The sequence below is a fragment of the Amycolatopsis sp. CFH S0740 genome (assembly GCF_004522315.1).
In the GTDB taxonomy this organism is placed as follows: domain Bacteria; phylum Actinomycetota; class Actinomycetes; order Mycobacteriales; family Pseudonocardiaceae; genus Amycolatopsis; species Amycolatopsis nivea.
This window is the reverse complement of sequence record NZ_SDLS01000042.1, coordinates 13,842-36,060: the sequence shown is the minus strand read 5'-3', so window position 1 is coordinate 36,060 and position 22,219 is coordinate 13,842. Positions and strand designations below refer to the sequence as shown.

Annotated in this window: 19 protein-coding genes and 1 tRNA gene; 4 read left to right on the top strand and 16 right to left on the bottom strand. The window is 70.6% G+C overall.

Annotated elements, in window-relative coordinates:
• Positions 1-45: 45 nt before the first annotated feature.
• Positions 46-2,910 (bottom strand): FAD-binding and (Fe-S)-binding domain-containing protein, encoded by a 2,865-nt coding sequence (locus EIZ45_RS41715; protein ID WP_134669240.1) that lies wholly within the window; start codon positions 2,908-2,910, stop codon positions 46-48.
• A gap of 129 nt (positions 2,911-3,039) precedes the next feature.
• On the opposite strand from EIZ45_RS41715, the gene EIZ45_RS41710 reads away from it, so the two are divergent.
• Positions 3,040-4,305 (top strand): hydroxyacid-oxoacid transhydrogenase, encoded by a 1,266-nt coding sequence (locus tag EIZ45_RS41710; protein ID WP_107050982.1) that lies wholly within the window; start codon positions 3,040-3,042, stop codon positions 4,303-4,305.
• Between the two features lie 16 nt (positions 4,306-4,321).
• Positions 4,322-5,656: an MFS transporter gene (locus EIZ45_RS41705; RefSeq protein ID WP_134669242.1), complete on the top strand. Its 1,335-nt coding sequence runs from the start codon at positions 4,322-4,324 to the stop codon at positions 5,654-5,656.
• 48 nt (positions 5,657-5,704) lie between these two features.
• Here the strand turns inward: EIZ45_RS41705 and EIZ45_RS41700 are convergent, their stop codons facing one another.
• From EIZ45_RS41700 to EIZ45_RS41675, 6 genes are all read right to left on the bottom strand, one after another.
• Positions 5,705-6,505, bottom strand: a complete 801-nt coding sequence (locus EIZ45_RS41700) for a SigB/SigF/SigG family RNA polymerase sigma factor (RefSeq protein WP_167756703.1) — start codon at positions 6,503-6,505, stop codon at positions 5,705-5,707.
• A gap of 476 nt (positions 6,506-6,981) precedes the next feature.
• On the bottom strand, positions 6,982-7,476 hold the full coding sequence (locus EIZ45_RS41695) for a hypothetical protein (protein ID WP_134669244.1): 495 nt from the start codon (positions 7,474-7,476) through the stop codon (positions 6,982-6,984).
• A 188-nt stretch (positions 7,477-7,664) separates the two neighbouring features.
• Positions 7,665-9,092 carry a CYTH and CHAD domain-containing protein gene (locus tag EIZ45_RS41690; RefSeq protein ID WP_134669247.1) on the bottom strand — a complete coding sequence of 476 codons (1,428 nt, stop codon included), beginning with the start codon at positions 9,090-9,092 and terminating at the stop codon, positions 7,665-7,667.
• A gap of 11 nt (positions 9,093-9,103) precedes the next feature.
• The gene (locus EIZ45_RS41685) at positions 9,104-10,228 is read right to left on the bottom strand and encodes an NADP-dependent malic enzyme (protein WP_134669249.1); all 1,125 of its coding nucleotides are present in this window, start codon (positions 10,226-10,228) and stop codon (positions 9,104-9,106) included.
• Between the two features lie 39 nt (positions 10,229-10,267).
• Positions 10,268-11,083 carry a family 1 encapsulin nanocompartment shell protein gene (locus EIZ45_RS41680; protein ID WP_240690922.1) on the bottom strand — a complete coding sequence of 272 codons (816 nt, stop codon included), beginning with the start codon at positions 11,081-11,083 and terminating at the stop codon, positions 10,268-10,270.
• Positions 11,080-11,640 (bottom strand): hemerythrin domain-containing protein, encoded by a 561-nt coding sequence (locus EIZ45_RS41675; RefSeq protein WP_043839857.1) that lies wholly within the window; start codon positions 11,638-11,640, stop codon positions 11,080-11,082. The genes EIZ45_RS41680 and EIZ45_RS41675 overlap by 4 nt, the downstream gene beginning before the upstream one ends.
• A gap of 77 nt (positions 11,641-11,717) precedes the next feature.
• On the opposite strand from EIZ45_RS41675, the gene EIZ45_RS41670 reads away from it, so the two are divergent.
• Both EIZ45_RS41670 and EIZ45_RS41665 read left to right on the top strand, forming a co-directional pair.
• Positions 11,718-12,335, top strand: coding sequence for a UdgX family uracil-DNA binding protein (locus tag EIZ45_RS41670; RefSeq protein WP_134669254.1), 618 nt, complete (start codon positions 11,718-11,720; stop codon positions 12,333-12,335).
• Between the two features lie 35 nt (positions 12,336-12,370).
• Entirely contained in the window at positions 12,371-13,561 is a 1,191-nt protein-coding gene (locus tag EIZ45_RS41665) for a zinc-dependent alcohol dehydrogenase (RefSeq protein WP_134669256.1), read from the top strand.
• A gap of 52 nt (positions 13,562-13,613) precedes the next feature.
• Here EIZ45_RS41665 and nrfD read toward each other — a convergent pair whose 3' ends face one another.
• The 9 genes from nrfD to EIZ45_RS41620 form a co-directional block, all read right to left on the bottom strand.
• The gene (gene nrfD / locus EIZ45_RS41660) at positions 13,614-14,534 is read right to left on the bottom strand and encodes an NrfD/PsrC family molybdoenzyme membrane anchor subunit (RefSeq protein WP_081685177.1); all 921 of its coding nucleotides are present in this window, start codon (positions 14,532-14,534) and stop codon (positions 13,614-13,616) included.
• On the bottom strand, positions 14,531-15,358 hold the full coding sequence (locus tag EIZ45_RS41655) for a 4Fe-4S dicluster domain-containing protein (RefSeq protein ID WP_043839849.1): 828 nt from the start codon (positions 15,356-15,358) through the stop codon (positions 14,531-14,533). Before EIZ45_RS41655 ends, nrfD begins: the two co-directional genes overlap by 4 nt.
• Positions 15,351-18,563: a formate dehydrogenase gene (fdh, locus tag EIZ45_RS41650; RefSeq protein WP_167757045.1), complete on the bottom strand. Its 3,213-nt coding sequence runs from the start codon at positions 18,561-18,563 to the stop codon at positions 15,351-15,353. Before fdh ends, EIZ45_RS41655 begins: the two co-directional genes overlap by 8 nt.
• Positions 18,564-18,567: 4 nt before the next feature.
• Positions 18,568-20,322, bottom strand: a complete 1,755-nt coding sequence (gene selB, locus EIZ45_RS41640) for a selenocysteine-specific translation elongation factor (RefSeq protein WP_134669263.1) — start codon at positions 20,320-20,322, stop codon at positions 18,568-18,570.
• On the bottom strand, positions 20,313-21,596 hold the full coding sequence (gene selA, locus EIZ45_RS41635; RefSeq protein WP_043839840.1) for an L-seryl-tRNA(Sec) selenium transferase: 1,284 nt from the start codon (positions 21,594-21,596) through the stop codon (positions 20,313-20,315). The genes selB and selA overlap by 10 nt, the downstream gene beginning before the upstream one ends.
• The gene (locus tag EIZ45_RS41630; protein ID WP_134669265.1) at positions 21,589-21,786 is read right to left on the bottom strand and encodes a hypothetical protein; all 198 of its coding nucleotides are present in this window, start codon (positions 21,784-21,786) and stop codon (positions 21,589-21,591) included. The genes selA and EIZ45_RS41630 overlap by 8 nt, the downstream gene beginning before the upstream one ends.
• A complete protein-coding gene (locus tag EIZ45_RS41625; RefSeq protein ID WP_081685175.1) occupies positions 21,779-21,976 on the bottom strand; it encodes a hypothetical protein in 198 nt (65 codons plus the stop codon). The genes EIZ45_RS41630 and EIZ45_RS41625 overlap by 8 nt, the downstream gene beginning before the upstream one ends.
• Positions 21,969-22,103, bottom strand: coding sequence for a hypothetical protein (locus tag EIZ45_RS47755; RefSeq protein WP_370318241.1), 135 nt, complete (start codon positions 22,101-22,103; stop codon positions 21,969-21,971). Before EIZ45_RS47755 ends, EIZ45_RS41625 begins: the two co-directional genes overlap by 8 nt.
• Positions 22,103-22,197, bottom strand: a tRNA-Sec gene (locus EIZ45_RS41620). The genes EIZ45_RS47755 and EIZ45_RS41620 overlap by 1 nt, the downstream gene beginning before the upstream one ends.
• Between the last annotated feature and the right edge of the window lie 22 nt (positions 22,198-22,219).

The following is a 22,219-nucleotide window of genomic DNA, read 5'->3' as shown; positions in this document are numbered from 1 at the left end:
TCGAGGCGGCCAAGGAAATCGCGCCGTTCCTGCCGCCGGACCGGCTCACTCGCTACTGACTCCGAGGGCCCGCGCCGTCAGCGAAGCAAGATGCGCAGGCTGATGCTCGGACAACTGCCGAATCTGCGTCCGGCAGCTGAACCCGTCCGCATGCACCACCGTCCCTTCCGGCGCCGCACGGAGCGCAGGCATCAGCTGGTGCTCCGCGACCGCGACGGAAACGTCGTAATGCCCCCGCTGGAACCCGAAATTCCCCGCCAACCCGCAGCAGCCCTCGCGCAGCACTTGCGAATGCTCCGACAACCGCCCGAGCAGCTGCGAATCGGCGTCGTAGCCGAGGTCCGCGTGCTGGTGACAATGCACCTGAGTGAGCACCGGCGCCGCAGACTTCGTCAAAGCGGGAAGCTCGCTCTCCCCGACATGCTCCGCGAACGTCCGGACACTGCGCTTAAGCAAGGCGGTCCGCGGATCCTCCGGCAGCAGCTCCGCGCCATCCTCCCGCAGGGTCGCGGTGCAGCTCGGCTCCAGGCCGATCACCGGAATTCCCTGCCGCAGCCACGGATCCAGCGCGTCCAGCGACCGCCGCAACACCCGGCGCGCCGTGCTCAGCTGGCCAGTGCTGTGCCAGGTCAGTCCACAACAGACAGTCCGCTCCGGGATGACCACCTCGTGACCCAGGGCTTCCAGCACCGCGACCGCGTCCCGGCCGACCTGGGGGTCGAAGAAGTTCGTGAAAGTGTCCGGCCACAGCACGACTTTCGACGAGGACGTCACCCGCTCCCGGCGGCGGAACCACGAAGCGAACGTCGGCGACGCGAGTTGCGGCAAAGCGCGTTCGGCGGCGATCCCGCCCAGGCGGTTCAGAACCGGTCGGAGCGGGCCGCCGGCGACGGCGTTGATCGCGCGGGCGAACGGGGCGCCCAGCCGGAGCCATCGCGGCAGCGCGCCCATCGTGTAGTGCGACATCGGGCGGATCCGTCGCTCGTAGTGGCGGCTGAGGAATTCGGTCCGGTAGGAGGCCATGTCGACGCCGACCGGGCAGTCGGATTTGCACGCCTTGCAGCCGAGGCAGAGGTCGAGCGCGTCGCGGACTTCGGGTGAGCGCCAGCCGTCCTCGATGACGTCTCCGGCCAGCATTTCGAACAGCAGGCGCGCCCGGCCGCGGGTCGAGTGTTCTTCCTTGCCGGTGGCGCGGTAGCTCGGGCACATCATCCCACCCGACGCGGAGACGCATTTGCCCACGCCCACGCATCGCCGGGACGCCGCGGCCAGGTCGCCATCGTCGGCGTGCAGGGCGAGCCGGGCCCGGGTCGGCAGGATCGGCGGGGCGATGACTGTGCGCAGGTCGGCGTCCAGCGGCGCGGGATCGACGACGCGGCCGGGGTTCATGCCGTTCGTGGGGTCGAAGGCGGCTTTGAAGTCGGCGAACGCCTGCATCAGCCGCGGCGAGAACATCAACGGCAGGAGTTCGGCTCGCGCCTGGCCGTCGCCGTGTTCGCCGGACAGCGAGCCGCCGTGGGATACCACGAGTTCCGCGGCCTCGACCATGAACGACCGGTACGCTTCCTTCGCTTCCGGGGCGGCCATCGGGAAATCGATCCGCACGTGGAGACAACCGTCGCCGAAATGGCCGTAGACCACGCCTTTCCGGCCGTGCTTGTCCAGCAGCAGGTCGAATTCGCGCAGGTACGCGCCGAGCCGATCAGGCGGGACCGCGGAGTCTTCCCAGCCCGACCACGCCTCGGAGCCGTCCGCCAGCCGCGTCGCGAGACCGGCGCCTTCTTCCCGGATCCGCCAGAGCTTCCGCTGGGCAACAGGATCCTCCACGACCAGCGACGACGCGCCGACCTGCGAGGCGCGCGCGGCGACCTGGCGGGCGACGGCCAACGCCTCCGCCGCGTCGTCACCGCCGGTTTCCAGGTACAGCCACGCCGTTCCGTCCGGCAGGGTGCTGCGGTCGCCGGGTTTCCGGGCGTCGAGGGCGGCAACCAAACCGGCCTCGATGCCTTCCATGGTCAGCACCGGCAGGTCGAGCAGCGCCGGGACCGCGTCGGCGGCGGCGATGCTGTTCTCGAAACCCAGCACGGCGAGGACACGCGTCGCCGGGATCGGGGCCAGGTCGACCACCGCGCTCAGCATCGTCACGCAGGTTCCCTCGGAGCCGACGAGTGCCTTCGCGACGTCGAAACCGTTCTCCGGCAACAGGTATTCGAGGTTGTACCCGGACACGCGCCTCGGCAGTTTCGGGTAGCCGAGCCGGATGTCGGCCAGGTACTCGTCGCGCAGGTCCCGCAGGCCGCGGTAGAGCGCACCGACCGAATCCGAGCGGGCGCAGAGTTCCTCCAGCTCCGCCGGTGAGGTGGGACCGACCTCGAGCCGGGTTCCGTCGAGGAGGGCGATTTCCAGCGCGCGGACGTTGTCGACCGTCTTGCCCCAGGCCACCGAATGCGAACCGCAGGCGTTGTTGCCGATCATGCCGCCGATCGTGCACCGGCTGTGCGTCGACGGGTCCGGTCCGAAGGTGAGCCCGTGCCCGGCGGCCCGTTCGCGCAGCCGGTCCAGCACGAGACCGGGTTCGACGCGCGCGGTGCGGGCGGCGGAGTCGAGGTCCAGCACGCGGTTGAGGTGCCGGGTGAAATCCAGGATCACCGCGCGGTTCGCGGCCTGGCCGCCGATGCTCGTTGCCGCGCCGCGCGGGAGGACGGGCGCGCCGTGGTCCGCGCACACCCGCAGCGCCGCCACCACGTCGTCGGCGCTGCGCGGCCGCACCACGAGCAGCGGGACGTGCCGGTAGTTCGACGCGTCGGTGGAGTGGGTGGCGAGCGTGGCCGGGTCGCCGGCGACCTCGCCGGACACCGCCCGCGCGAGTGCTTCCTGCAGTGCCGATTGCGAACGGGCTCGGGCCGGCATGGGCGTCTCCTGGGAAATCGGGGGTTCACAGCGCCGCGGTCGCCGGGCTACCGTGAAGGCTCGCCACATAGTGGATATAGCTTCCACATGTTGTCAACATCGACGTGAGGAGTGGTCTCCTTGACCGACATGCCCCGCAACGAAAGCGTCTTCACCTGGGCCGCGCCCCCGCTGAAGTTCGGTGCCGGCGCCCTCGACGAGCTGGGCGCGGAGGTGGCCGCCCGGCAGGCCAGGTCGTGCCTGATCCTCACCGACCCCGGCGTCCGCGCCACCGGCATCCCGGACCGGGCGCTCGACTCGATCCGCGCGGCCGGCGTGAAGAGCGAGATCTTCGACGGCGTCGGCGTCGAACCGACCGACGCGAGCATCGACGAGGCCGTCGCTTACGCCCGCCAGCAGGAATGGGACTGCTTCGTCGCGATCGGCGGCGGCTCGGCGATCGACACCGCCAAGGCCGTCAACCTGCTGACCACGCACCCCGGCGAGCTGCTCGACTTCGTGACCCCGCCGATCGGCGCGGGCAAGGCCCCGTGGCTGCCGCTGAAGCCGCTGATCGCCGTCCCGACCACCGCGGGCACCGGGTCCGAATCGACCACAATCTGCGTCGTCGATCTGCTCGGCCTGCACCTCAAGGCCGGGGTGAGCCACCCGTCGCTGCGCCCGTCGCTGGCGGTCGTCGACCCGCGCACGACGATCAGCCTTCCCTCGGCGGTCACCGCGGCCAGCGGCATGGACGTGCTTTCGCACGCGCTGGAGAGCTACACGAGCGTCGCGTTCGACGCGAAGCCCGCGCCGGAAGACCCGATGAAGCGACCGGCGTTCTGCGGCTCCAACCCGATCAGCGACGTCTGGTGCGAGATGGCGCTGACGTTGGTGGGCAAGCATTTGCGCGCCGCTGTCCTCAATGGACGCGACCTGACCGCGCGCACCCAGATGGCGCTCGCGTCGACCTACGCCGGCACCGGTTTCGGCAACGCCGGCACCCACCTGCCGCACGCGAACGCGTACCCGATCGCCGGTGCGGTGAAGCAGTACCGCGCCGAGGGCTACCCGGAGATGCCGATGGTCCCGCACGGCCAGGCCGTGTCCGCGACCGCCGCCGAGGTCTTCCGCTGGACCTATCCCTCGGCGCCCGAACGGCATCTGCACGCCGCGCACCTGCTGTCCGGCGGCCAGACCTTCACCGCCACTGACGGCGCCGACGCGCTCCCCCACGTGCTCGCCGAGCTGATGGCCGACATCCAGATGCCGAAGGGACTGCACGCGTTCGGGTACGGCGACGAGGACATCGACACCCTCGTCGACGGCACCCTCAAGCAGACCCGTCAGCTGGCTGTCGTGCCCCGTCCGGTCACCCGGGCCGCGCTCGAAGACATCTTCCGCCGTTCGCTCTGACCCTCGGGAGTTATCAATGGCGACAACTCCGGAAAAGAGCACCGACGTCCGCCTCGTGGTCGCGTCGAGCGTGTTCGGCACGACCGTCGAGTGGTACGACTTCTTCCTCTACGGCACCGCCGCGGGACTCGTCTTCAACAAACTGTATTTCCCCGGCTCCGATCCCCTGGTCGGCACCGTGCTGGCCTTCGCGACCTTCGCGCTCGGATTCCTCGCCCGCCCGGTCGGCGGGTTCGTCTTCGGCCACCTCGGCGACCGGGTCGGGCGCAAGAAGATCCTCGTCGCGACCATGCTCATCATGGGCACCGCGACCTGTCTCATCGGGCTGCTGCCCGACTACCGGATGATCGGCCCGGCCGCCCCGATCATCCTCGTCGTCCTCCGGCTGGCCCAGGGCGTCGCGGTCGGCGGCGAATGGGGCGGCGCGGTGCTGATGGCCACCGAGTACGCCCCGGCCGGGAAACGCGGGCTCTACGGCAGTTTCCCGCAGATCGGGCTGGCCATCGGGCTCACGCTGGGCACCGGCGTGCTTGCGCTGCTCAACGCGGTCACCAGCGACGAGGCGTTCCTGTTGTGGGGCTGGCGAATCGGCTTCCTGCTGTCCGCCGTGCTGGTGGTGGCGGGCCTGCTGATCCGGGTCAAGGTGATGGAAACCCCGGCCTTCCGCACGATGGCGGCCGAGGAGGGCACCGCGACCGTGCCCGCCGTGGAGCTGGTCCGCGACCGGCTCTCCCGGCGGCATCTGCTGCTCGGCATGGGCAGCCGCTTCACCGAGGGCGTGGCGTTCAACGCGTGGGCGGTCTTCGTGATCTCCTACGGCAGCGGAACGCTGAAACTGGACCGGCAGCCGCTGCTGGTCGGCGTGATGATCGCGGCCGCGGTGATGGTGGTGTTCATCCCGGTGTTCGGCCAGGTTTCCGACCGGCTCGGCCGACGCCGGACCTTCACCACCGGAGCCGTGACGACGCTCGTGCTGGCGATCCCCGCACTGGCGGCACTGCACAGCGGCAATCCGGTGCTGATCACCCTCTCGCTGATCGCGGTGCTGGGCATCAGCTACCCGGTGATGTACGGCCCGCAGGCGGCGTTCTATGCCGAACTGTTCCCGATTTCGCGGCGGTGCACCGGGATTTCGGTGGTGTACCAGCTTTCCGGCGTCGTGGCCTCGGGGCTGACCCCGCTGATCCTGGCGTATCTCGCCGGGAAGACCGGCACGACCGGCATCCTGGTCTACCTCGCCGCGACGACGGTGGTGAGCGTGGTCTGCACGCTGGCGATCCGGCAGAGCGACCTGTTCGAGGACGACGAGCGGATTTCCGCGCCAGTCAAGGAGGTTCCCCGGTTCACCTGAGCGGCGTGCCTCGCGAGCGGCGGTGCCGGCGAGAACCGGCACCGCCGCTCACGAGGCCGGACCTGCCGCCTCGGTGAGCTGCTCCCGCAGCGTGCCCAGCGTCCGGGCCAGCAACCGCGAAACCTGCATCTGCGACAGTCCGACCCGTTCGGCGATCTGGCTCTGCGTCATGTTCGAGAAGAACCGCATGACGACAATCGCGCGCTCCCGTTCCGGCAGGCTCCGCAGCAGCGGCTTGAGCGTTTCCCGGTCCTCGAGCTTCTCGATTTCCGGATCCTCGTCGCCGAGGGTGTCGGCCAGCGCGATCGAGCCGCTGTCGTCGTGGGCCGGGCAGTCGATGGACGCGGCCTGGTACGCGTTCCCGGCGTGCAGGGCCTCGGTGACCTCGTCGAGATCGAGGTCGAGGTGGTCGGCGAGTTCGCGCGCGGTGGGCGCGCGGCCGAGGCGCTGGCCCAGGTCGGTGGCGGCCTGGCCGATCGTCACGTGGAGTTCCTTGAGCCGCCGCGGGACGCGGACCGACCAGGTGTGGTCGCGGAAGTACCGGCGGACCTCGCCCATCACCGTCGGGACGGCGAAGGCGACGAAATCCGTCTGCCGCGCCGGGTCGTAGCGGTCGACGGCGTTGATGAGGCCGATCCGCGCGACCTGCAGGAGGTCCTCGGACGGCTGGCCGCGCCGGGCGAAGCGGCGCGCGATGTGCTCGGCCAGCGGGAGGTGTTCCTCGATGAGGCGGCGGCGCAGCCGGGAGTGCTCGTCGGTGTCCTCGGCGAGGCGGCTGATCTCCTCGAACAGCACCGCGCAGTGGCGGTAGTCGTCGCGCCGGGTGCGGGTCATGGTCGCCGCGGTCATGTAAATCCTCCTGACAGCCGAGGGGAACGTGACTCGTGTAGTGCCATGGAGCGCATCGCGTCGCCGACGCTAATCATCCTTAGTGGACAGTGCTCGGCGCCGCAAGGCGAGCAGGCGGCGGCTCCGCGTGCTCGCCGGGGCGCCAGGCAGCCGGAGTGTCATGGCCGGGTGGTACCCGCCCGAGAGCAAGATCAATCAGGCGGCCACCCGAATGGGGGCTCAAGTCACATCGCGCCGACGCGGCAGAGTGGCGCGATCGCCGACGGAACGCAAGACCGGCGGGGCGAGCTGCCCGATGCGGTGACCGTCCCTCGCGCGATGCGGTGACGAACCGGCGAACCTGCGGAACGACGCTGGCACCGGCGAAATAGCGGAGAACGACGAAATCCACTCCGGAATCGGGTTCGACCGCGGTCAACCATCCGTGGACCTGGGTCGAGAGCGCGGCATTGCGGACGCCTCCCCAGCGGGAAGGGTCAGCTTCCGGACCGCCATCGCCCGCGCACCGAACGGCGGTCGGCGCGGCTGAGCACGCCCGAGGTGTCGCGCGTCCAGTGTCCGCCGCGGGAATCGGTGAAGGACAGGCCGGGCACAGCGGCCGCGGAGTACAGGTCGTCCACTGGCATGGCGTCCTCGCCGAACGGCAGCGCGCGGACGGCGGTCGCGCCCGGCGGGATGATCGCGAGCCGGGTGCAGTGCGGTTCGTCCTCGTCCGGACGGCTGATCTCCAGCGAGCAGTCGAACACCGGTGCGTCGCCGCTGTTGTGCGCGCACACGACGTAGTCCTCGTCCCGGTCGTGCCGGACCCCCTCGTCGAGCCACGCGGAGACCGACTGCGCCTGCTGCTCCTGCCGGACTTCCGCCTGGTCTTTCCGGTTGAGCAGCATGATCCACACATACGAGGCGAACCCCAGCAGCGAGCCCGCGCTCCCGATCGCCGATACCCACGTCGCGGTCAGTTGTGATCCCATTTCCGGCGGGGTTCCCCGATCCGGCCGCGCCGAAACCCGGTCCCGGCAGAGGTTTGGACCTTCACCGGCCGGGGTACCAAGAGCGCGGCGCGGAACCCCCTTCCGCTCCCGGACTTTCGTTGCCGCGGGGACGCCGGTGGTGCCAAGACACCGCCGGCGTTTCTGCTGTCCACAGTGGACTCAGCCGCTCAGGTCTTCAGCCAAGCAGGACGAGTGCCCTTGCTCAGCGTGCGCCATTGCTCAACGAACCGGTCCTGCAACATCTTCGCCGCGGCTTCGTCCCGGCCGTAGAGGAGACCGAAGGTGAACGTGTTCTGGTTCTCGCTGAAGCCGTCGATCGCGAAGTGCCGCAACGCCGCTCGGTCGACGACGGTGTCCTGATGCTTGCCCAGCGTCTGCTGCACCGCCTTGACGTGCTTGCGCCACGTGCGGAGCTTCTCGCCGAACACCGGGCGGACGGCGTCGGCGGCGTAGCGAGCGCGCTTGGCCTTCTTCCGGACGTTGTGCAGGGCCTTCTCCAGTTCGGTACCGCTGAGCCCCTCCGTCGCCGCGGCGGCTCGAGAGAGCTTGCGCGCGGTCTTGCGCAGAGGTTTCCGCAACGACTTTTTGCCCGCCGGGCGCATCGTGTCGAGCAGCGCGGCGATCGACCCCAGCAAAGTCACGTATCGGGTGCTGGACAAGGCTTCCGTCGCGCGGGCCAGTTCAGTTTGGGAGGTGCGGGCGAAGTCGCGGGTCAGGTATTGCCGCAGCCGTCCGAAAATCAGCTCCGGCGGGATCTCGTCGAGACAGGATTCGAGGCGCGCTTGGCTGACCTCCGTGTCGCGCGCGGGGGCGAGTTCGCTTCCGAGCCACTTCAGCTCCACCGCGATCGCGTTGGCTTTCTTCTTTCCCACCAAGGGTTTGAACGTCTGAAGCGCGCTCCGCAGCTTCCGCGCCGCGACCCGGAGCTGGTGCACCGAATCGTCTTCCCCGACGCGAAAGCCCAAGTCAGCGCGACGCAATCGCTCGAATTGCTCGCGCAGGTACGCAGCCAGGACCTCGTTCGAGCCACGCTCGCCTTCGGCGGTGTCTCCGATCAGGCGCTGCAGTTTCGACGGCCACCAGGCGTTCTCGGCCCCGCGCTTCCGCAAGGTGCGATCAAGCCGGTCGAGCAGCTCAGGTCCCGCCTCGACGTCCAGCTCGCGCCAGCGGTCCAGCCGAACCGCTTGTCCCCCAAGGAATTCTCCGGTGACATGGTCGTCCGCCAGCGTCGCCAGGGTCCGGCCGGACGCGTCGGCCAGACGGTGTGTGAACCGGTCGGTCCGCAGTTGCGCGACCGGACGCAGCTTGCGGTCCCGCGTGTACGCGCGGACAAGCTTCACAACGGGCGCAGGCATCGTCGAGTCGTCGAGCGGAAACCGGAGCTCGTGACCGGACGTTCTCAGGCACCACCCGGTGTCGCTGCTTCTTCGCAGCGTGAGCCCGGCTCTGGTCAACCGGAAGTCCTTGGTGTCGTAGTAAACGGTCTCCAGCGTCCGCTCGGCGGGTGCTTCCTGTGTGATCCCCTTGCCCGCCAGCTGCGGCACCCGGGCTTTCAAGCTCAGCTCGTACTTGCGTCCGGACTCTGCGCTTCGCATTCCCCGCTCCTTCAGTCGTTGTCGGCGGCGCCGGCGACGGCCTCGGCGATCGCGGGCACCAGACCCTCGTCGAAGACGCTGGGCACGATGTGCTCCCGGTCGAGATCGTCGCCGACCGTCTCGGCCAGCGCGTGCGAGGCCGCGAGCAGCATCCGCGCGGTCACCTTCGGAGCGCCGGAGTCGAGCAGCCCGCGGAACATCCCCGGGAACACGAGGACGTTGTTGATCTGGTTGGGCAGGTCGCTGCGGCCGGTCGCGACGATCTCCGCGTGCTCGTGCGCGGCGTCCGGGTCGACCTCCGGATCCGGATTGGCCAGCGCGAACACGATCGCTCGGTCGGCCATCCGCGCGAGGTCGTCGCCCTTGAGCAGGCCGCCGACGCTGACGCCGACGAAGACGTCCGCGTCGCGCAAGGCGTCCTGCAGGCTTCCCTGGACCGCGTCGCCGCGGTTGGTGTTCTCCGCGAGCCACTGCTTCTCACCGGTCAGATCGCGTTCCCCGTGCAGAGCGCCTTTGCTGTCGCAGACCACGATCCGCTCCGCGCTGAAATCGGCTTTCAGGAGCAGCCTGGCGATCGCGGACCCGGCAGCGCCCGCGCCGGAAATCACCACCGAGGTGTCCCCTGGTGTTCGGTCGGTCAGCTTCAGCGCGTTGTGCAGGGCGGCGAGCACGGCTATCGCGGTGCCGTGCTGGTCGTCGTGGAAGACGGGAATGTCCAGCTCGTCGTGCAGTTGCCGCTCGACGGTGAAGCACCGGGGCGCGGCGATGTCTTCCAGGTTGATCGCGCCGAAGGACGTCGCGAGGTCCTTGGCCGTGCGCACCAGGTCTTCCGGCTCGCGGCTGACCGGGCAGATCGGCCACGCGTCGACGTCGGCGAAGCGCTTCAGCAGCGCCGCTTTGCCCTCCATCACCGGCAGCGCGGCGGCCGGGCCCTGGTCGCCGAGCCCGAGCAGCGCGGAACCGTCGGAGACGATCGCGACGGAGTTGCTGCGCACGGTTTCCCGCGCCAGCACCGAGGGGTCCTCCGCGACGCGCTTGGCCAGCTCGGCGACACCGGGCGTGTAGTGCTCGGCGAGGTCGTCGGCGTCGTCGAGCCGCACTCGGGTGGTGACTTGGATCTTTCCGCGACTGCTCATGGCAGCCGGATACCCGGCCGCGCGGCGGCGGAATCGTGCTCAGTCGAGCACGAGCGCCGCGTCCGGTTCGGTCACCCGGAAGCTGAAGCTTTCCTCCAGGTACAGCGTGAGCGTCTCGGCGTCGTGGTAGCGGTAGCCGACCGAGAGGTCCTGGCCGAGTTCCAGCACGAAGTCGCCGCCCGCCAGGCTCAGCACGACCGCGCCGGTCAGCCCCGGCGTGCGCTTGACCCGGCCGCCGCCGAGGGCCCGGCGGAGGTGGTCGAGCACGAGCAGGCCGCCGTGTTCGGTGCTCTCCACGATCGCGGTGTAGCCGTCAGGGTTGATCGCGAGCGCGTACGGTCCTTCGATTCCGTTGCACCGCAACGTGTTCACCGCGTTGGCGACCACGTGCGGATAGCGTTCCGGATCAGTGCCCAGCATGCCGTGGTCGTACGGGCTCGCCTCGACGATGCCGGTGATCCCCGCCTCCGGCCAGCCGTGGAACACCGCGCGGTTCTCCAGCAGGCCGACCTGCGCGGCGGCCTGGTCGAGGTCGTCGAACTCCAGGTCGTCGGCACCGCGTTCGGCGTCCTCGAGTTCCTTGCGCTCGACGGTGAACGGCACGCGCACCTCCACCAGCGGCAGCACCCGGCGCTGCTGCGCGAGGGTTTCGCGTTCGCGGGCGGTTTCCGGCGGATCGACGCGCCGGGTCCGGCCGAGCGGCGTCGCCGAGTGCGTCCAGCCGTGCGGGCCTTCGACGTCGACCATCTTGCGCGCCGCCAGGTGCGCCGCCAGCCGTTCCCGCGCCTCGTCGTCGATCTGCTGCCAGCCCTCGGCCGGGATCGGCGCGAGCTCGCGCATCAGGTGGTTCATCATGCTCCCTTCAGGCTGCCGATGCCCAGCGAACCGTCGTCCGGCGGGGTCTTGCCGGCTTTGCGCTCCTGCTCCTCGACGTAGCGCTCCGGGTCGACGTCCCCGGTATCGATGCCCTTCCCGCCTTCGTGCTCGGCCTTGAACTCCAGGAACTTCCGGCCGAGTTCCTCGCGCAGGCCCGGGTCGGCGTGCTTGCGGAAATCGGCGAGCGCGTCGTCCTCCTCCTCGGCCATGTGCTCGCTGTTGGCGGTGCGGGCCTGCCGGACCGCCTTGAGCCAGGCCGCGCTGCCGGCCGGGTGGCGGCGGGTTTCGGCGACGGCGTCGCGGATCTCGTTGTGGTCGCCGACCGCGTCGAGCGTCTCGTCTTCAGCGTCGGCGCCGCGCTGGATCAGCTCGGGGTAGAAGACCGCTTCCTCCGCGGCCGCGTGCAGGTCCAGCAGGTCGGCGAGCGGTGCCCAGGCCCGCGCCAGCTCGTCCGGGCCGTCGAGGTCGTCCAGTGCCGCGAACGCCCGCCGGAACCGCTCGTGATCGTCGAGGATCAGGCTGGTGATGTCCGTCATGGCCCTCGACGTTAGCTCTCCCGGCGGCGGCGCGCTCGTCGTGTTTGCGCGAGGCTGCTTGCGGGTAACGGGATCCGATGGTCGCGCGTCAGGAACCGGGAGCCGAGCCGCCGGACACCACCAGCCTCGACAAGCTCCGCCGAGCAGCCGGCGAGTGCCGCGGCTGCGGGCTTTACCGCGACGCCACGGCGACGGTTTTCGGCGTGGGCGCCAAGCGCGCGGACATCTTCGCCCTCGGCGAGCAGCCCGGCGACCAGGAGGACCGGCGCGGCGAACCGTTCGTCGGACCGGCCGGGAAGCTGCTCGACAAGGCGCTCGGCGACGCGGGCCTGGACCGCGATTCGCTGTATCTCACCAACGCGGTCAAGCACTTCAAGTTCAAGCTCCGCGGCAAACGCCGGATCCACGAAAAGCCGGCCCGATCCGAGGTCGTCGCGTGCCGCCCCTGGCTGGTGGCCGAACTGCAAGCGGTACAGCCGCGGCTCGTGCTGCTGCTGGGTGCGACGGCGGCGCAATCGGTGTACGGCAGCAGTTTCCGGCTCACCCAGCACCGCGGCGAACCGCTGGATCCGCCGGAAGAGTTCGCCGAACTGTTCGCCTCGGCGGTCGCCACCGTGCACCCGTCCGCCGTGCTGCGCGCGCCCGACCGCGACACCGCGTACGACGAGTTCGTCGCCGACCTGCGCGGCCTCTGACGTTTGCCGCTCCCGGCAAGGGGAATCCGGCCGCCATGAAAGCAGTGACCTGGCACGGCAAGCGGGACGTGCGAGTCGACCGCGTCCCTGACCCGAAAATCGAGGAGCCGACCGACGCCGTCGTGCGGGTGACCTCGACCGGCATTTGCGGTTCCGATCTGCATCTCTACGAGGTTCTCGGCCCGTTCATGACCGAGGGCGACATCCTCGGCCACGAGCCGATGGGGATCGTCGAGGAGGTCGGCAGCGGCGTGAGTTCGCTGAAGCCCGGCGACCGCGTGGTGGTGCCGTTCAACATTTCCTGCGGACACTGCTGGATGTGCGAGCGCGGGCTGCAATCGCAGTGCGAGACCACCCAGGTCAAGGACCAGGACAAGGGCGCGGCGCTGTTCGGCTACACGAAGCTCTACGGCCAGGTGCCCGGTGGGCAGGCCGAGTACCTCCGCGTCCCGCAAGCGCAGTACGGGCCGATCAAGGTGCCCGAGGGCCCGCCGGACGAACGGTTCGTCTACCTGTCCGACGTGGTCCCGACGGCGTGGCAGGCCGTGCAGTACGCGGACATCCCCGACGGCGGTTCCGTCGTGGTCTTCGGCCTCGGCCCGATCGGCCAGATGTGCGCGCGGGTCGCGCTGCACCAGGGCGCGGGCGAGGTGATCGGCGTCGACCTGGTGCCGGAACGGCTGGCCCGGGCCCGCGCACACGGCGCGACGACGCTGGACCTGCGCGACCACCGGCAGATCGGCGACGCGATCCGCGACCTCACCGGCGGCCGCGGCGCGGACTCGGTGATCGACGCGGTCGGCATGGAAGCCCACGGCGCGCCGATCGGGAAACTCGCGCACAACCTGGTCGCGCTGCTGCCGCAGACGCTGGGCGCGAAGGTGACCGAGAAGGCCGGGATCGACCGGCTGAGCGTGCTGTACGCGGCCATCGACAGCGTGCGACGCGGCGGCACGATCTCGCTGTCCGGCGTGTACGGCGGCATGGCCGACCCGATCCCGATGATGGAAGTGTTCGACAAGCAGATCCGGCTGCACACCGGGCAGGCGAACGTCCGCCGGTGGATCGACGACGTCCTGCCGGTGCTCACCGCGGACGGGGACCCGCTGGGCGTGGAAGGCTTCGCGACGCACAAACTCCCGCTGACCGACGCGCCGCGGGCGTACGAGATGTTCCAGAAGAAACTCGACGGAGTGCAGAAGATCCTGCTCGAACCAGCTGCGTAGCAGCGGTACATGAGGGGAACCCTGAGGGAATCAGAGTCAATGAGGGTTCCCCTCACGTACCTCGCTGAGCCAGCCGTTCCCGCTGCGGAACCACGACGTACTTCGGGTCCTTTGTGGACTCCACCCCGGCCGCGTACACCCCGAACCGCGTGCACAGCCCGGACGCCAGGTAAGCCGCCCCCGCGGCCACCCCCGCCGCGCGATGGCGACGGGCAGCCAACGACAACGCCGCCCCAGCCGCGGTGAGAACCTTGGCCGCCTTCAGCAACCGCCCGGCCCGGCCGGTCCGGTACGGCTCCGAAGCCAGCCCCAGCCCGGTCTCCAAGTGATGCTCGGCAGCCAATTCCGCGGCGGCACCGGCAATTCCAGCCCGCACGACGGGACCGTTTTCCTTCCGCGGCACCGCGATCAGCGCGATCCCCGCCCCGCTGGTCAGCGCGCTGCCCGCGAACAGCACCGGCAGCGTCCCGTGCGCCTCGTGCCAGGACGGCGTCGCCGTGTCGGCCAGCAGCACCGCGGTATACGTGCACATCGCCGGCCCCAGCACGCCCGCGCCCGCCCCAGCCAACCGGCCGAGCCGCGGGAAACGCCCGGTCAGCGCGGAGAAAGCCGCGCCGGCGGCGAGACCGGAGAACGGCGACAGGATCCACGATCCCACCGACAGCGGCGAAGTCGGCTTGAACACGCGCAGCATGTTCAGGAACCGCGTCGGCTTGCCGAGGTCGTGGATCAACGCGACCACACTGGCGATCGACCCGCCGGAAGCCGCCAGCCGACCGGCCTTGGCCAGCTCCGGCCGTCCGGTCGCGTCGGCGAGCGCGGCCAGCGACGCGGACGCACCGGCGGCGCCGCCGAGGAACAGGTACAGCGGCACATCCGGCTGCTTCCAGGCGGGCTCCTTGAGGATCGGCCTGCCGTAGTACGACCGGAATTCGGCGGGCTCGACCATCGCGCGTTCGCGGCGGGGGCTCATCGGCGCCGTCCCAGGAACGACACGACCAGCGCCGCGGCCACCCCGGCTGCGGTCGTCGCGGCCCGCTTCCACATCCGCGGCAGGTCGCGGGTCGTCACGACCGGGTCCGGCGGGAAGCCGTAGACCTCGGGTTCGTCCAGCAGCAGGAAGAACGCGCCGTCGCCGCCGACCCCGTCGCCGGGATCGTGCCCGTAGAGCCGCGCCTCCGGCACGCCGTCTTCGTGCAGCGCCGACACGCGCGCGGCGGCGCGTTCGCGGAGTTCGTCCAGCTCGCCGAACTGGATGGAATCCGTCGGGCACGCCTTGGCGCACGCGGGTTCCATCCCGGCGCCGAGCCGGTCGTAGCAGAGGGTGCACTTGAACGCGCGGCCGTCGCTCTCGCGTTTCTCGATGACCCCGTACGGACACGCCGGAACGCAGTAGCCGCAGCCGTTGCAGATGTCCTGCTGCACCACGACCGTGTCGAATTCGGTGCGGAACAGCGCGCCGGTCGGGCAGACGTCGAGGCAGGCCGCGTGCGTGCAGTGCTTGCAGACGTCGCTGGACATCAGCCAGCGCACGCCCGGTTCTTCCGGCTGCTGCTCCGGCGCCCCGACCGTCGGCATTCCCAGGTCGACCGCGGGCTGCTCGATGAACGCCACGTGCCGCCAGGTGTTCGAGCCGAGGTCGCCGGTGTTGTCGTAGGACAGGCCGAGCAGGTCCTCCCCGCCCGCCTCCGGGACGCCGTTCCACTCCTTGCACGCGACCTCGCACGCCTTGCACCCGATGCACACCGACGTGTCGGTGAAAAAGCCCATCCGGGGCTGGGCGCCGTACTCAGCCATTGGCTCGCCTCCGGTACTCCGCCACGAACTCCAGCAGCTCCGGCCCGCGCGGCCGCCGTCCGGGACGGATGTCGCAGGTGGCCGCTTTGGCCTCCTGGATGTGCACGTTCGGGTCCATCACGATCGAGAGCAGGTCGTTGGCCGCGTCGCCGCGGGACAGCCCGTTCGGGCCCCAGTGGTAGGGCAGCCCGACCTGGTGGACGGTGCGGCCGCGCACCTTGAGCGGTTTGACCCGGTCGGTGACCAGCACGCGGGCCTCGATCGCCGTCCGCGCCGACACGATGGTGGCCCAGCCGAGATGGACCAGCCCGCGTTCGGCGGCCAGCGCGGGCGAGATCTCGCAGAAGAACTCCGGCTGCAGCTCGGACAGGTACGGCAGCGTCCGGCTCATCCCGCCCGCGGTGTGGTGCTCGGTGAGCCGGTAGGTGGTGAACACGTACGGGTAGACCTCGCTGCGCGCCGGGTTGTACTGGTTCACCGGGCTGTCCAGCGTCTGCCGCACCGGCGATTCCTGCTGGCCGTACAGCGCGTTCGCGACCGGGCTCTCGAAGGGCTCGTAATGCGTGGGCAGCGGGCCGTCGGCCAGCCCGGCGGGGACGTACAGCCAGGCTTTGCCGTCGGTCTGCATGATGAACGGATCGCGGCCGCTCAGCGCGTCCTGCGCCTTCGCCCCGTCCGGCGGGACGTAGCTCGGCGCCTTGGTGGCCTCGAAGTCCGGGACGTCCGGGCCGGTCCACTTGGACTCCTCGGCGTCCCAGTAGACCAGCTTTTTCCGTTCGCTCCACGGTTTCCCGTCCGGATCCGCCGAGGCGCGGTTGTACAGGATCCGCCGGTTCGCCGGCCACGCCCAGGCCCAGCCGCTCGCGATCCAGTCCTGTTCGGAGCCCGGCTGCCGGTTCGCGGCGTGGTTGTGGCCGTCGGCGCGGACGCCGCAGTAGATCCAGCAGCCGCAGGACGTCGAACCGTCGTCCTTCAGCTGGGTGTACGACGAAAGCGGGCCTTCCGGACCGTGGCCGTTGATCTCCGCGAGCACGGACTCCGCGCTCGGCTCGGCGGTCGGGCCCTCGGTCGGATAGCTCCAGGACAGGTCGCGCAGCGGGGCGTCGCGTTCGCCGCTGCCGGCGCGCTCCCGGATCAGCCTGCCCAGGTGGTAGTAGAACCACAGGTCGCTGCGGGCGTCGCCGGGCGGTTCGACCGCTTTGTGGTGCCATTGCAGCAGCCGCTGGGTGTTGGTGAAGCTGCCGTCCTTTTCGGTGTGCGCGGCGGCGGGCAGGAAGAAGACCTCGGTGCCGATCTCCTCGGGCTTCAGCTCGCCGGTCTCGATTTCCGGGCCGTTCTTCCAGAACGTCGCGCTCTCGATGAGCTGCAGGTCGCGGACCACCAGCCAGTCGAGATTCGCCAGGCCGAGCCGCTGGAACTTCCCGTTGGCCGAGCCGACCGCCGGGTTCTCGCCGACCAGGAAGTACCCCTTGCACTCCCCCGCGATCTGTTTCTGGACCGTCTGGTACGTCCCGTGGTCGCCGGTCAGCCGCGGCAGGTAGTCGAAGCGGAAATCGTTGTGCGGCTGGGCGCTGTCGCCCCAGTACGCCTTGAGCAGGCTGACCGTGTACGAGCGCATGTTGCCCCAGAAGCCGGTTTTGCCCGCGTCGGCCTCGACGAAACTGTCGAGGTCGAGGTGCTGGTGCGCGTGCGGCATCGGGATGTAGCCGGGCAGCAGGTTGAACAGCGTCGGGATGTCGGTCGAGCCCTGGATGCTGGCGTGCCCGCGCAGCGCGAGGATGCCGCCGCCGGGACGGCCGATGTTGCCCAGCAGCGTCTGCAGGATCGAGGCGGTGCGGATGTACTGCGCGCCGACCGTGTGGTGCGTCCAGCCGACCGAGTACGCCCAGGCCGTGGTGCGGTCGCGGCCGGAGTTCGCGGTGATCGCCTCGGCGATTTCGGTGAACTGCTCGACCGGCAGGCCGCAGACGTCGGCGACCGCCTCGGGCGTGTAGCGGGAGAAATGCCGTTTGAGGACCTGGTAAACGCAGCGCGGATGCTGCAGCGTCTCGTCGGTCCTCGGCTTGTTTTCGATCGCCGCGCCGCCGCTGCCGTAGGACTCGGCGCGCGCGGAGCTTTGGTGCTTCTCGCCGCCGTGGTGGCCGCCCGGCTGACCCGGGTCGCGGTGACCGGCCGCCGGGCTCGCCTCAGCGTCCTCGTACGCCCACGTCGAGTTGTCGTACTGGCGGTTTTCCGCGTCGAAGCCGGAGAAGAGGCCGTCGAGGTCTTCGGTGTCGGCGAACTCCTCGGTCAGGATCGCCGCGGCGTTCGTGTAGGCCACGACGTACTCGCGGAAGTCCAGTTCGTGCTGCAGGACGTAGTTGATCAGCCCGCCGAGGAACGCGATGTCCGAACCCGCCCGCACCGACGCGTGGACGTGCGCGACCGCGCTCGTGCGGGTGAACCGCGGGTCGACGTGGATGATCTTCGCGCCGCGGGCCTTCGCCTCCATCACCCATTGGAACCCGACGGGATGGCATTCGGCCATGTTCGAGCCCTGGATGACGATGCAGTCGGCGTTGGCGAGGTCCTGCTGGAACGTCGTGGCGCCTCCACGACCGAAGGAGGTCCCCAGACCGGGAACCGTGGCGGAGTGTCAAATACGGGCCTGATTTTCGATCCGTATCGCGCCGAGCGCGGTGTACAGCTTCTTCATCAGGTAGTTCTCTTCGTTGTCCAGCGTCGCGCCGCCGAGGCTCGCGAAGCCGAGCGTGCGGTTGAGCCTGCGGCCCTGGTCGTCGGTGTCCTGCCACGTTTCGGCGCGCGTCTCGAGCACGCGGTCGGCGATCATGTCCATCGCCTGGTCGAGGGACAGCCGTTCCCAGTCGGTGCCGTACGGACGGCGGTAGAGAACCTCGGTGACCCGGCTCGGGCTGGTCACGAGCTGTTTGCTGGCCGAACCCTTCGGGCACAGCCTGCCGCGGGAGATCGGCGAATCCGGGTCGCCCTCGATCTGGGTGACCGCGCCGTCCTTGACGTACACCTTCTGCCCGCAGCCGACCGCGCAATACGGACAGACGGAACGGACTACCTTGTCCGCGTCCTCAGTGCGAGCGTGCCAGCTTTCCGATCCGCGGGATTTCGCCGCCGAGGCGCGCGCAGTGCGGTCGGGACCGGCCAGCTGCCGGTACACCGGCCAGCCTTCGATCCACTGCCGCATGCCCATGCTGTCACGGTAATCCGTTCTCCTGGCGCTCGCAGCATGTCCGGCGGGTCCCGTCGCCGAGCGGTTCGGTGAGCCCGGCCGCGTCGAGGTGCTCCAGGAGCGGGATCATCACCCGGCGGGTGCTGTCCAGCGCCTGCCGCGCCCGCGACACGGTGAACGGCTCGCCGAGCGCGGCCAGCGTCTCCGCCGCGCGCTCCGGCGCGTCCGGGCCCAGCACCACTCCGTCGGCGATCGCCCGGAGCCGGCCGACCCGGACGGCGGCGGCCAATTCCCGTTTGCCCAGGCCGAGTTCCCGCAGTTCGTCCGCTTCCGGCGCGCGGAACGGGTGCTCGGCGAACCGTGCTTCGAGGACTTCCACGGCGGTTTCCACTTCGGCGGTCAGCCCGGTGCCGGGCTTGCGGACGAGCCCGTCCTCGAGGACCAGCTCGCCGGTGAGGACCGCCGGGATCAGGTCCGCGTCCGGGAGGCCGAGCCGTTGCCGGAACGCCTCGGCCGGGATGCCCGCCGCCAGCGGATGTTCCCGGGTCCACGCCGCGACGACTTCGGCGGCCTCCGCTCGCGACCGGCGGAGGCGGGCCGGGTCGGCGTGCCAGCCGCCGAGCCGCTCGCCCGCCTCCGGCAGCCCCAGCGCACGGAAGTCCTCGTGGCGCACGAAACCCTCGCGGCGGAGGTAATCCCAGCCTGGCTCCACCGCGGCCAGCTCTTCGCCCCGGGCACGCGCGGCGCCGCGGCGCGCGAGCGACGGCGGCCGGACGTCCACCACGTCGAACCCGGCCGGGATCCGGTGTTCGCCGGGGTCGCGGAGCAGTCCCCGGTCGCCGGTCCGGAGCGGCAGCGGGCTCGCGAGCAGCAGCCGCGCGGTGTCCGTCCCGAGCGGACGGACCCGGGTCGGCACGGCCGCGGATCCGAAGTGCAGCACGAGGTTCCGGTGCAGTTCGCCGGACGGTGCGCCGCGCAGCCGGACGTCGATTTCGGTCGCCGGACGCCACGCACCCGGGGTCAGCAGCACGTCGCCCCGCCCGACGGAATCCTTGGGCAGGCCGCGCACGTTCACCGCGACCCGAGCCACCGCGGACACGCTTTCGCGCGGTTCGCCGAGCGCCTGCAGACCGCGGATCTGCACGCGGTTCGCGCCGAGCGTCAATTCGTCGCCGACCCGCAGTGTGCCGCCGCCGAGGGTCCCGGTGACAACAGTGCCCGCGCCTTTGATGGTGAACGCGCGGTCGATCCAGAGCCGGACGTCCGCGTCAAGGTCCGGCGGCGGCAAGCGGCTGGCGAGCTTGGCGAGTTGCGCGCTCAGTTCTTCGAGCCCTGCGCCGGTCGTGCCGCTGACGCTCACCGCGGGCACCTCGCCGAGCGCTGTCGCCGCGATCTCCTCGAGCGCCGCCGCTGTCGCTCTCGCCGGATCGGCGCGGTCCGCTTTGGTGACGGCGAGCAGACCGTGCCGGACGCCGAACGCGTCGAGCGCCGCCAGGTGTTCCGCGGATTGCGGCATCCAGCCCTCGTCCGCCGCCACGACGAACAACGCGGCGGGGACGGGACCTACGCCCGCCAGCATGTTCGGGACGAACCGCTGGTGCCCGGGGACATCGACGAAGGCGATCTCCTCGCCGCCCAGACGGGTCCAGGCGAAGCCGAGGTCGAGGGTCAGGCCGCGGCGGCGTTCCTCGGCCCACCGGTCCGGTTCCATGCCGGTGAGCCGGCGGATCAGGGTGGATTTCCCGTGGTCGACGTGGCCGGCGGTGGCGATCACCCGCATCGGCGGACCGCCTCCCGCAGGGTCGCGTCGTCCGCCGGGGCCACCGTCCGGAGGTCGAGCAAGCACCGGTCCCGCACGATCCGGCCGACCACCGCGGGTTCGCCCAGCCGCAACGCCTGCGCGTACCGGGCAGGCAACGCGACCGCCGCGCTGGACAACTCGACTCCCGGCGCGCCACCGCCGCCGACGACCGCGGTCGAATCCACCGCCTCGGCGTCCACGCCCGCCGAGCGCAGCGACTGAGCTAGCGCTTCGGCACGTTGGTGAAGACCCTCCGCGACAAGCGCCTCCCGTACGGGTGGTTCCGGCCCGCGAAGAGTGGCTTCGAGCGCGGCGAGGGTCAGCTTGTCGACCCGGAGCGCGCGAGCCGCGGGATGGCGTCGCAGCCGGTGCACCAGTTCGGCGTCCCCGAAGAGCAAGCCCGCCTGCGGACCGCCGAAGAGCTTGTCGCCGCTCGCCGTGACGACGTTCGCGCCGTCGGCCAGCGCGGTCGTGACGTCCGGTTCGTCCGGCAGGAGCGGATGCGGCGCGAGCAGCCCGGATCCCACGTCGGCGACCACCGGCACGCCGAGCCCGGCCAGTTCGGCGACGCTCGCCTCCGAGGTGAACCCGGTGACCTGGTAGTTGGAGGGATGGATTTTGAGCACGAATCCGGTGTCCGGACCGATGGCCGCCGCGTAATCCGCCGCCGAAGTCCGGTTCGTGGTCCCGACTTCGCGGAGCCGGGCACCGGTCGAGGCGAGCAGGTCGGGGATGCGGAAGCCGTCGCCGATCTCGACCAGTTCGCCGCGGCTGACCACGATTTCCTTGCCTGGAGCCAAGGTCAGCGCACACAGCAGCAAGGCCGCCGCGTTGTTGTTGACCACGTGCGCCGCCTCCGCGTGCGGCACCGCCTCCGCCAGCGCGGCGAGGGTGCCGCGGCCGCGTTTCGCCCGCTCCCCTGTTTCGAGGGCGAACTCGACGTCCGTGGCACCGCCTGCCGCGACGATCGCGTCCAGCGCGGCCGCGGACAGTGGTGCACGGCCGAGGTTGGTGTGCACGAGGACGCCGGTCGCGTTGAGCACCGGACGCAGCGAGGACACCGTCGAGGGCAGCCGGGCCACCACCTCCGCTACGACGTCCCCGGGCTCGATCTCTCCCGCGCGCGCCCGTTGCTGCGCTGCCAGGACCAGCGACTTCACCAGGTCCCGGCCGAGTGTCTCGACGGCTTTCGCGATCCTCGGCTCGCCGAGCACCGCGTCAGTGCGCGGGATCGCCCGGCGCGGGTCACCCATGACCGGCCGCCATCACGAACAATCGACCCACACCCTCACCGGACCCGACCCCGCCAGCCCGCGCCCGCCGCTGCGCCGCCACGACCGACGAACTCACCGAGCCCCGGCCAAGCACCTCGGCAGCTTTCGCGATCCTCGGCTCGCCGAGCACCGCGTCAGTGCGCGGGATCGCCCGGCGCGGGTCACCCATGACCGGCCGCCATCACGAACAATCGACCCACACCCTCACCGGACCCGACCCCGCCAGCCCGCGCCCGCCGCTGCGCCGCCACGACCGACGAACTCACCGAGCCCCGGCCAAGCACCTCGGCAGCTTTCGCGATCCTCGGCTCGCCGAGCACCGCGCCGGTGCGCGGAATCGCCCGGCGCGGGTCACCCATGACCGGCCGCCCTCACGAACAATCGACCCACGACCAGGCCACCACCAAGCACCTCGACAGCTCTCGCCACCCCCGGCTCGCCGAGCACCACGTCGGTGCGCGGGATCGCCCGGCGCGGGTCACCCATGGCGGAGGCGGACGGGAATCGAACCCGCCAGCGGCAGGACCTGCCGCTCAACGGTGTTGAAGACCGCGCCGGTCACCAGGCCGGATACGCCTCCCTGGGGCATTCCGCCATCCTGC

What these genes read in the sequence shown, in the direction of transcription:
- EIZ45_RS41715 (WP_134669240.1), bottom strand. Translation starts at nt 2,910, where the DNA reads ATGCCGGCCCGAGCCCGTTCGCAATCGGCACTGCAGGAAGCACTCGCG.
- EIZ45_RS41710 (WP_107050982.1), top strand. Translation starts at nt 3,040, where the DNA reads ATGCCCCGCAACGAAAGCGTCTTCACCTGGGCCGCGCCCCCGCTGAAG.
- EIZ45_RS41705 (WP_134669242.1), top strand. Translation starts at nt 4,322, where the DNA reads ATGGCGACAACTCCGGAAAAGAGCACCGACGTCCGCCTCGTGGTCGCG.
- EIZ45_RS41700 (WP_167756703.1), bottom strand. Translation starts at nt 6,505, where the DNA reads ATGACCGCGGCGACCATGACCCGCACCCGGCGCGACGACTACCGCCAC.
- EIZ45_RS41695 (WP_134669244.1), bottom strand. Translation starts at nt 7,476, where the DNA reads ATGGGATCACAACTGACCGCGACGTGGGTATCGGCGATCGGGAGCGCG.
- EIZ45_RS41690 (WP_134669247.1), bottom strand. Translation starts at nt 9,092, where the DNA reads ATGCGAAGCGCAGAGTCCGGACGCAAGTACGAGCTGAGCTTGAAAGCC.
- EIZ45_RS41685 (WP_134669249.1), bottom strand. Translation starts at nt 10,228, where the DNA reads ATGAGCAGTCGCGGAAAGATCCAAGTCACCACCCGAGTGCGGCTCGAC.
- EIZ45_RS41680 (WP_240690922.1), bottom strand. Translation starts at nt 11,083, where the DNA reads ATGATGAACCACCTGATGCGCGAGCTCGCGCCGATCCCGGCCGAGGGC.
- EIZ45_RS41675 (WP_043839857.1), bottom strand. Translation starts at nt 11,640, where the DNA reads ATGACGGACATCACCAGCCTGATCCTCGACGATCACGAGCGGTTCCGG.
- EIZ45_RS41670 (WP_134669254.1), top strand. Translation starts at nt 11,718, where the DNA reads ATGGTCGCGCGTCAGGAACCGGGAGCCGAGCCGCCGGACACCACCAGC.
- EIZ45_RS41665 (WP_134669256.1), top strand. Translation starts at nt 12,371, where the DNA reads ATGAAAGCAGTGACCTGGCACGGCAAGCGGGACGTGCGAGTCGACCGC.
- nrfD (WP_081685177.1), bottom strand. Translation starts at nt 14,534, where the DNA reads ATGAGCCCCCGCCGCGAACGCGCGATGGTCGAGCCCGCCGAATTCCGG.
- EIZ45_RS41655 (WP_043839849.1), bottom strand. Translation starts at nt 15,358, where the DNA reads ATGGCTGAGTACGGCGCCCAGCCCCGGATGGGCTTTTTCACCGACACG.
- selB (WP_134669263.1), bottom strand. Translation starts at nt 20,322, where the DNA reads ATGCGGGTGATCGCCACCGCCGGCCACGTCGACCACGGGAAATCCACC.
- selA (WP_043839840.1), bottom strand. Translation starts at nt 21,596, where the DNA reads ATGGGTGACCCGCGCCGGGCGATCCCGCGCACTGACGCGGTGCTCGGC.
- EIZ45_RS41630 (WP_134669265.1), bottom strand. Translation starts at nt 21,786, where the DNA reads ATGGGTGACCCGCGCCGGGCGATCCCGCGCACTGACGCGGTGCTCGGC.
- EIZ45_RS41625 (WP_081685175.1), bottom strand. Translation starts at nt 21,976, where the DNA reads ATGGGTGACCCGCGCCGGGCGATTCCGCGCACCGGCGCGGTGCTCGGC.
- EIZ45_RS47755 (WP_370318241.1), bottom strand. Translation starts at nt 22,103, where the DNA reads ATGGGTGACCCGCGCCGGGCGATCCCGCGCACCGACGTGGTGCTCGGC.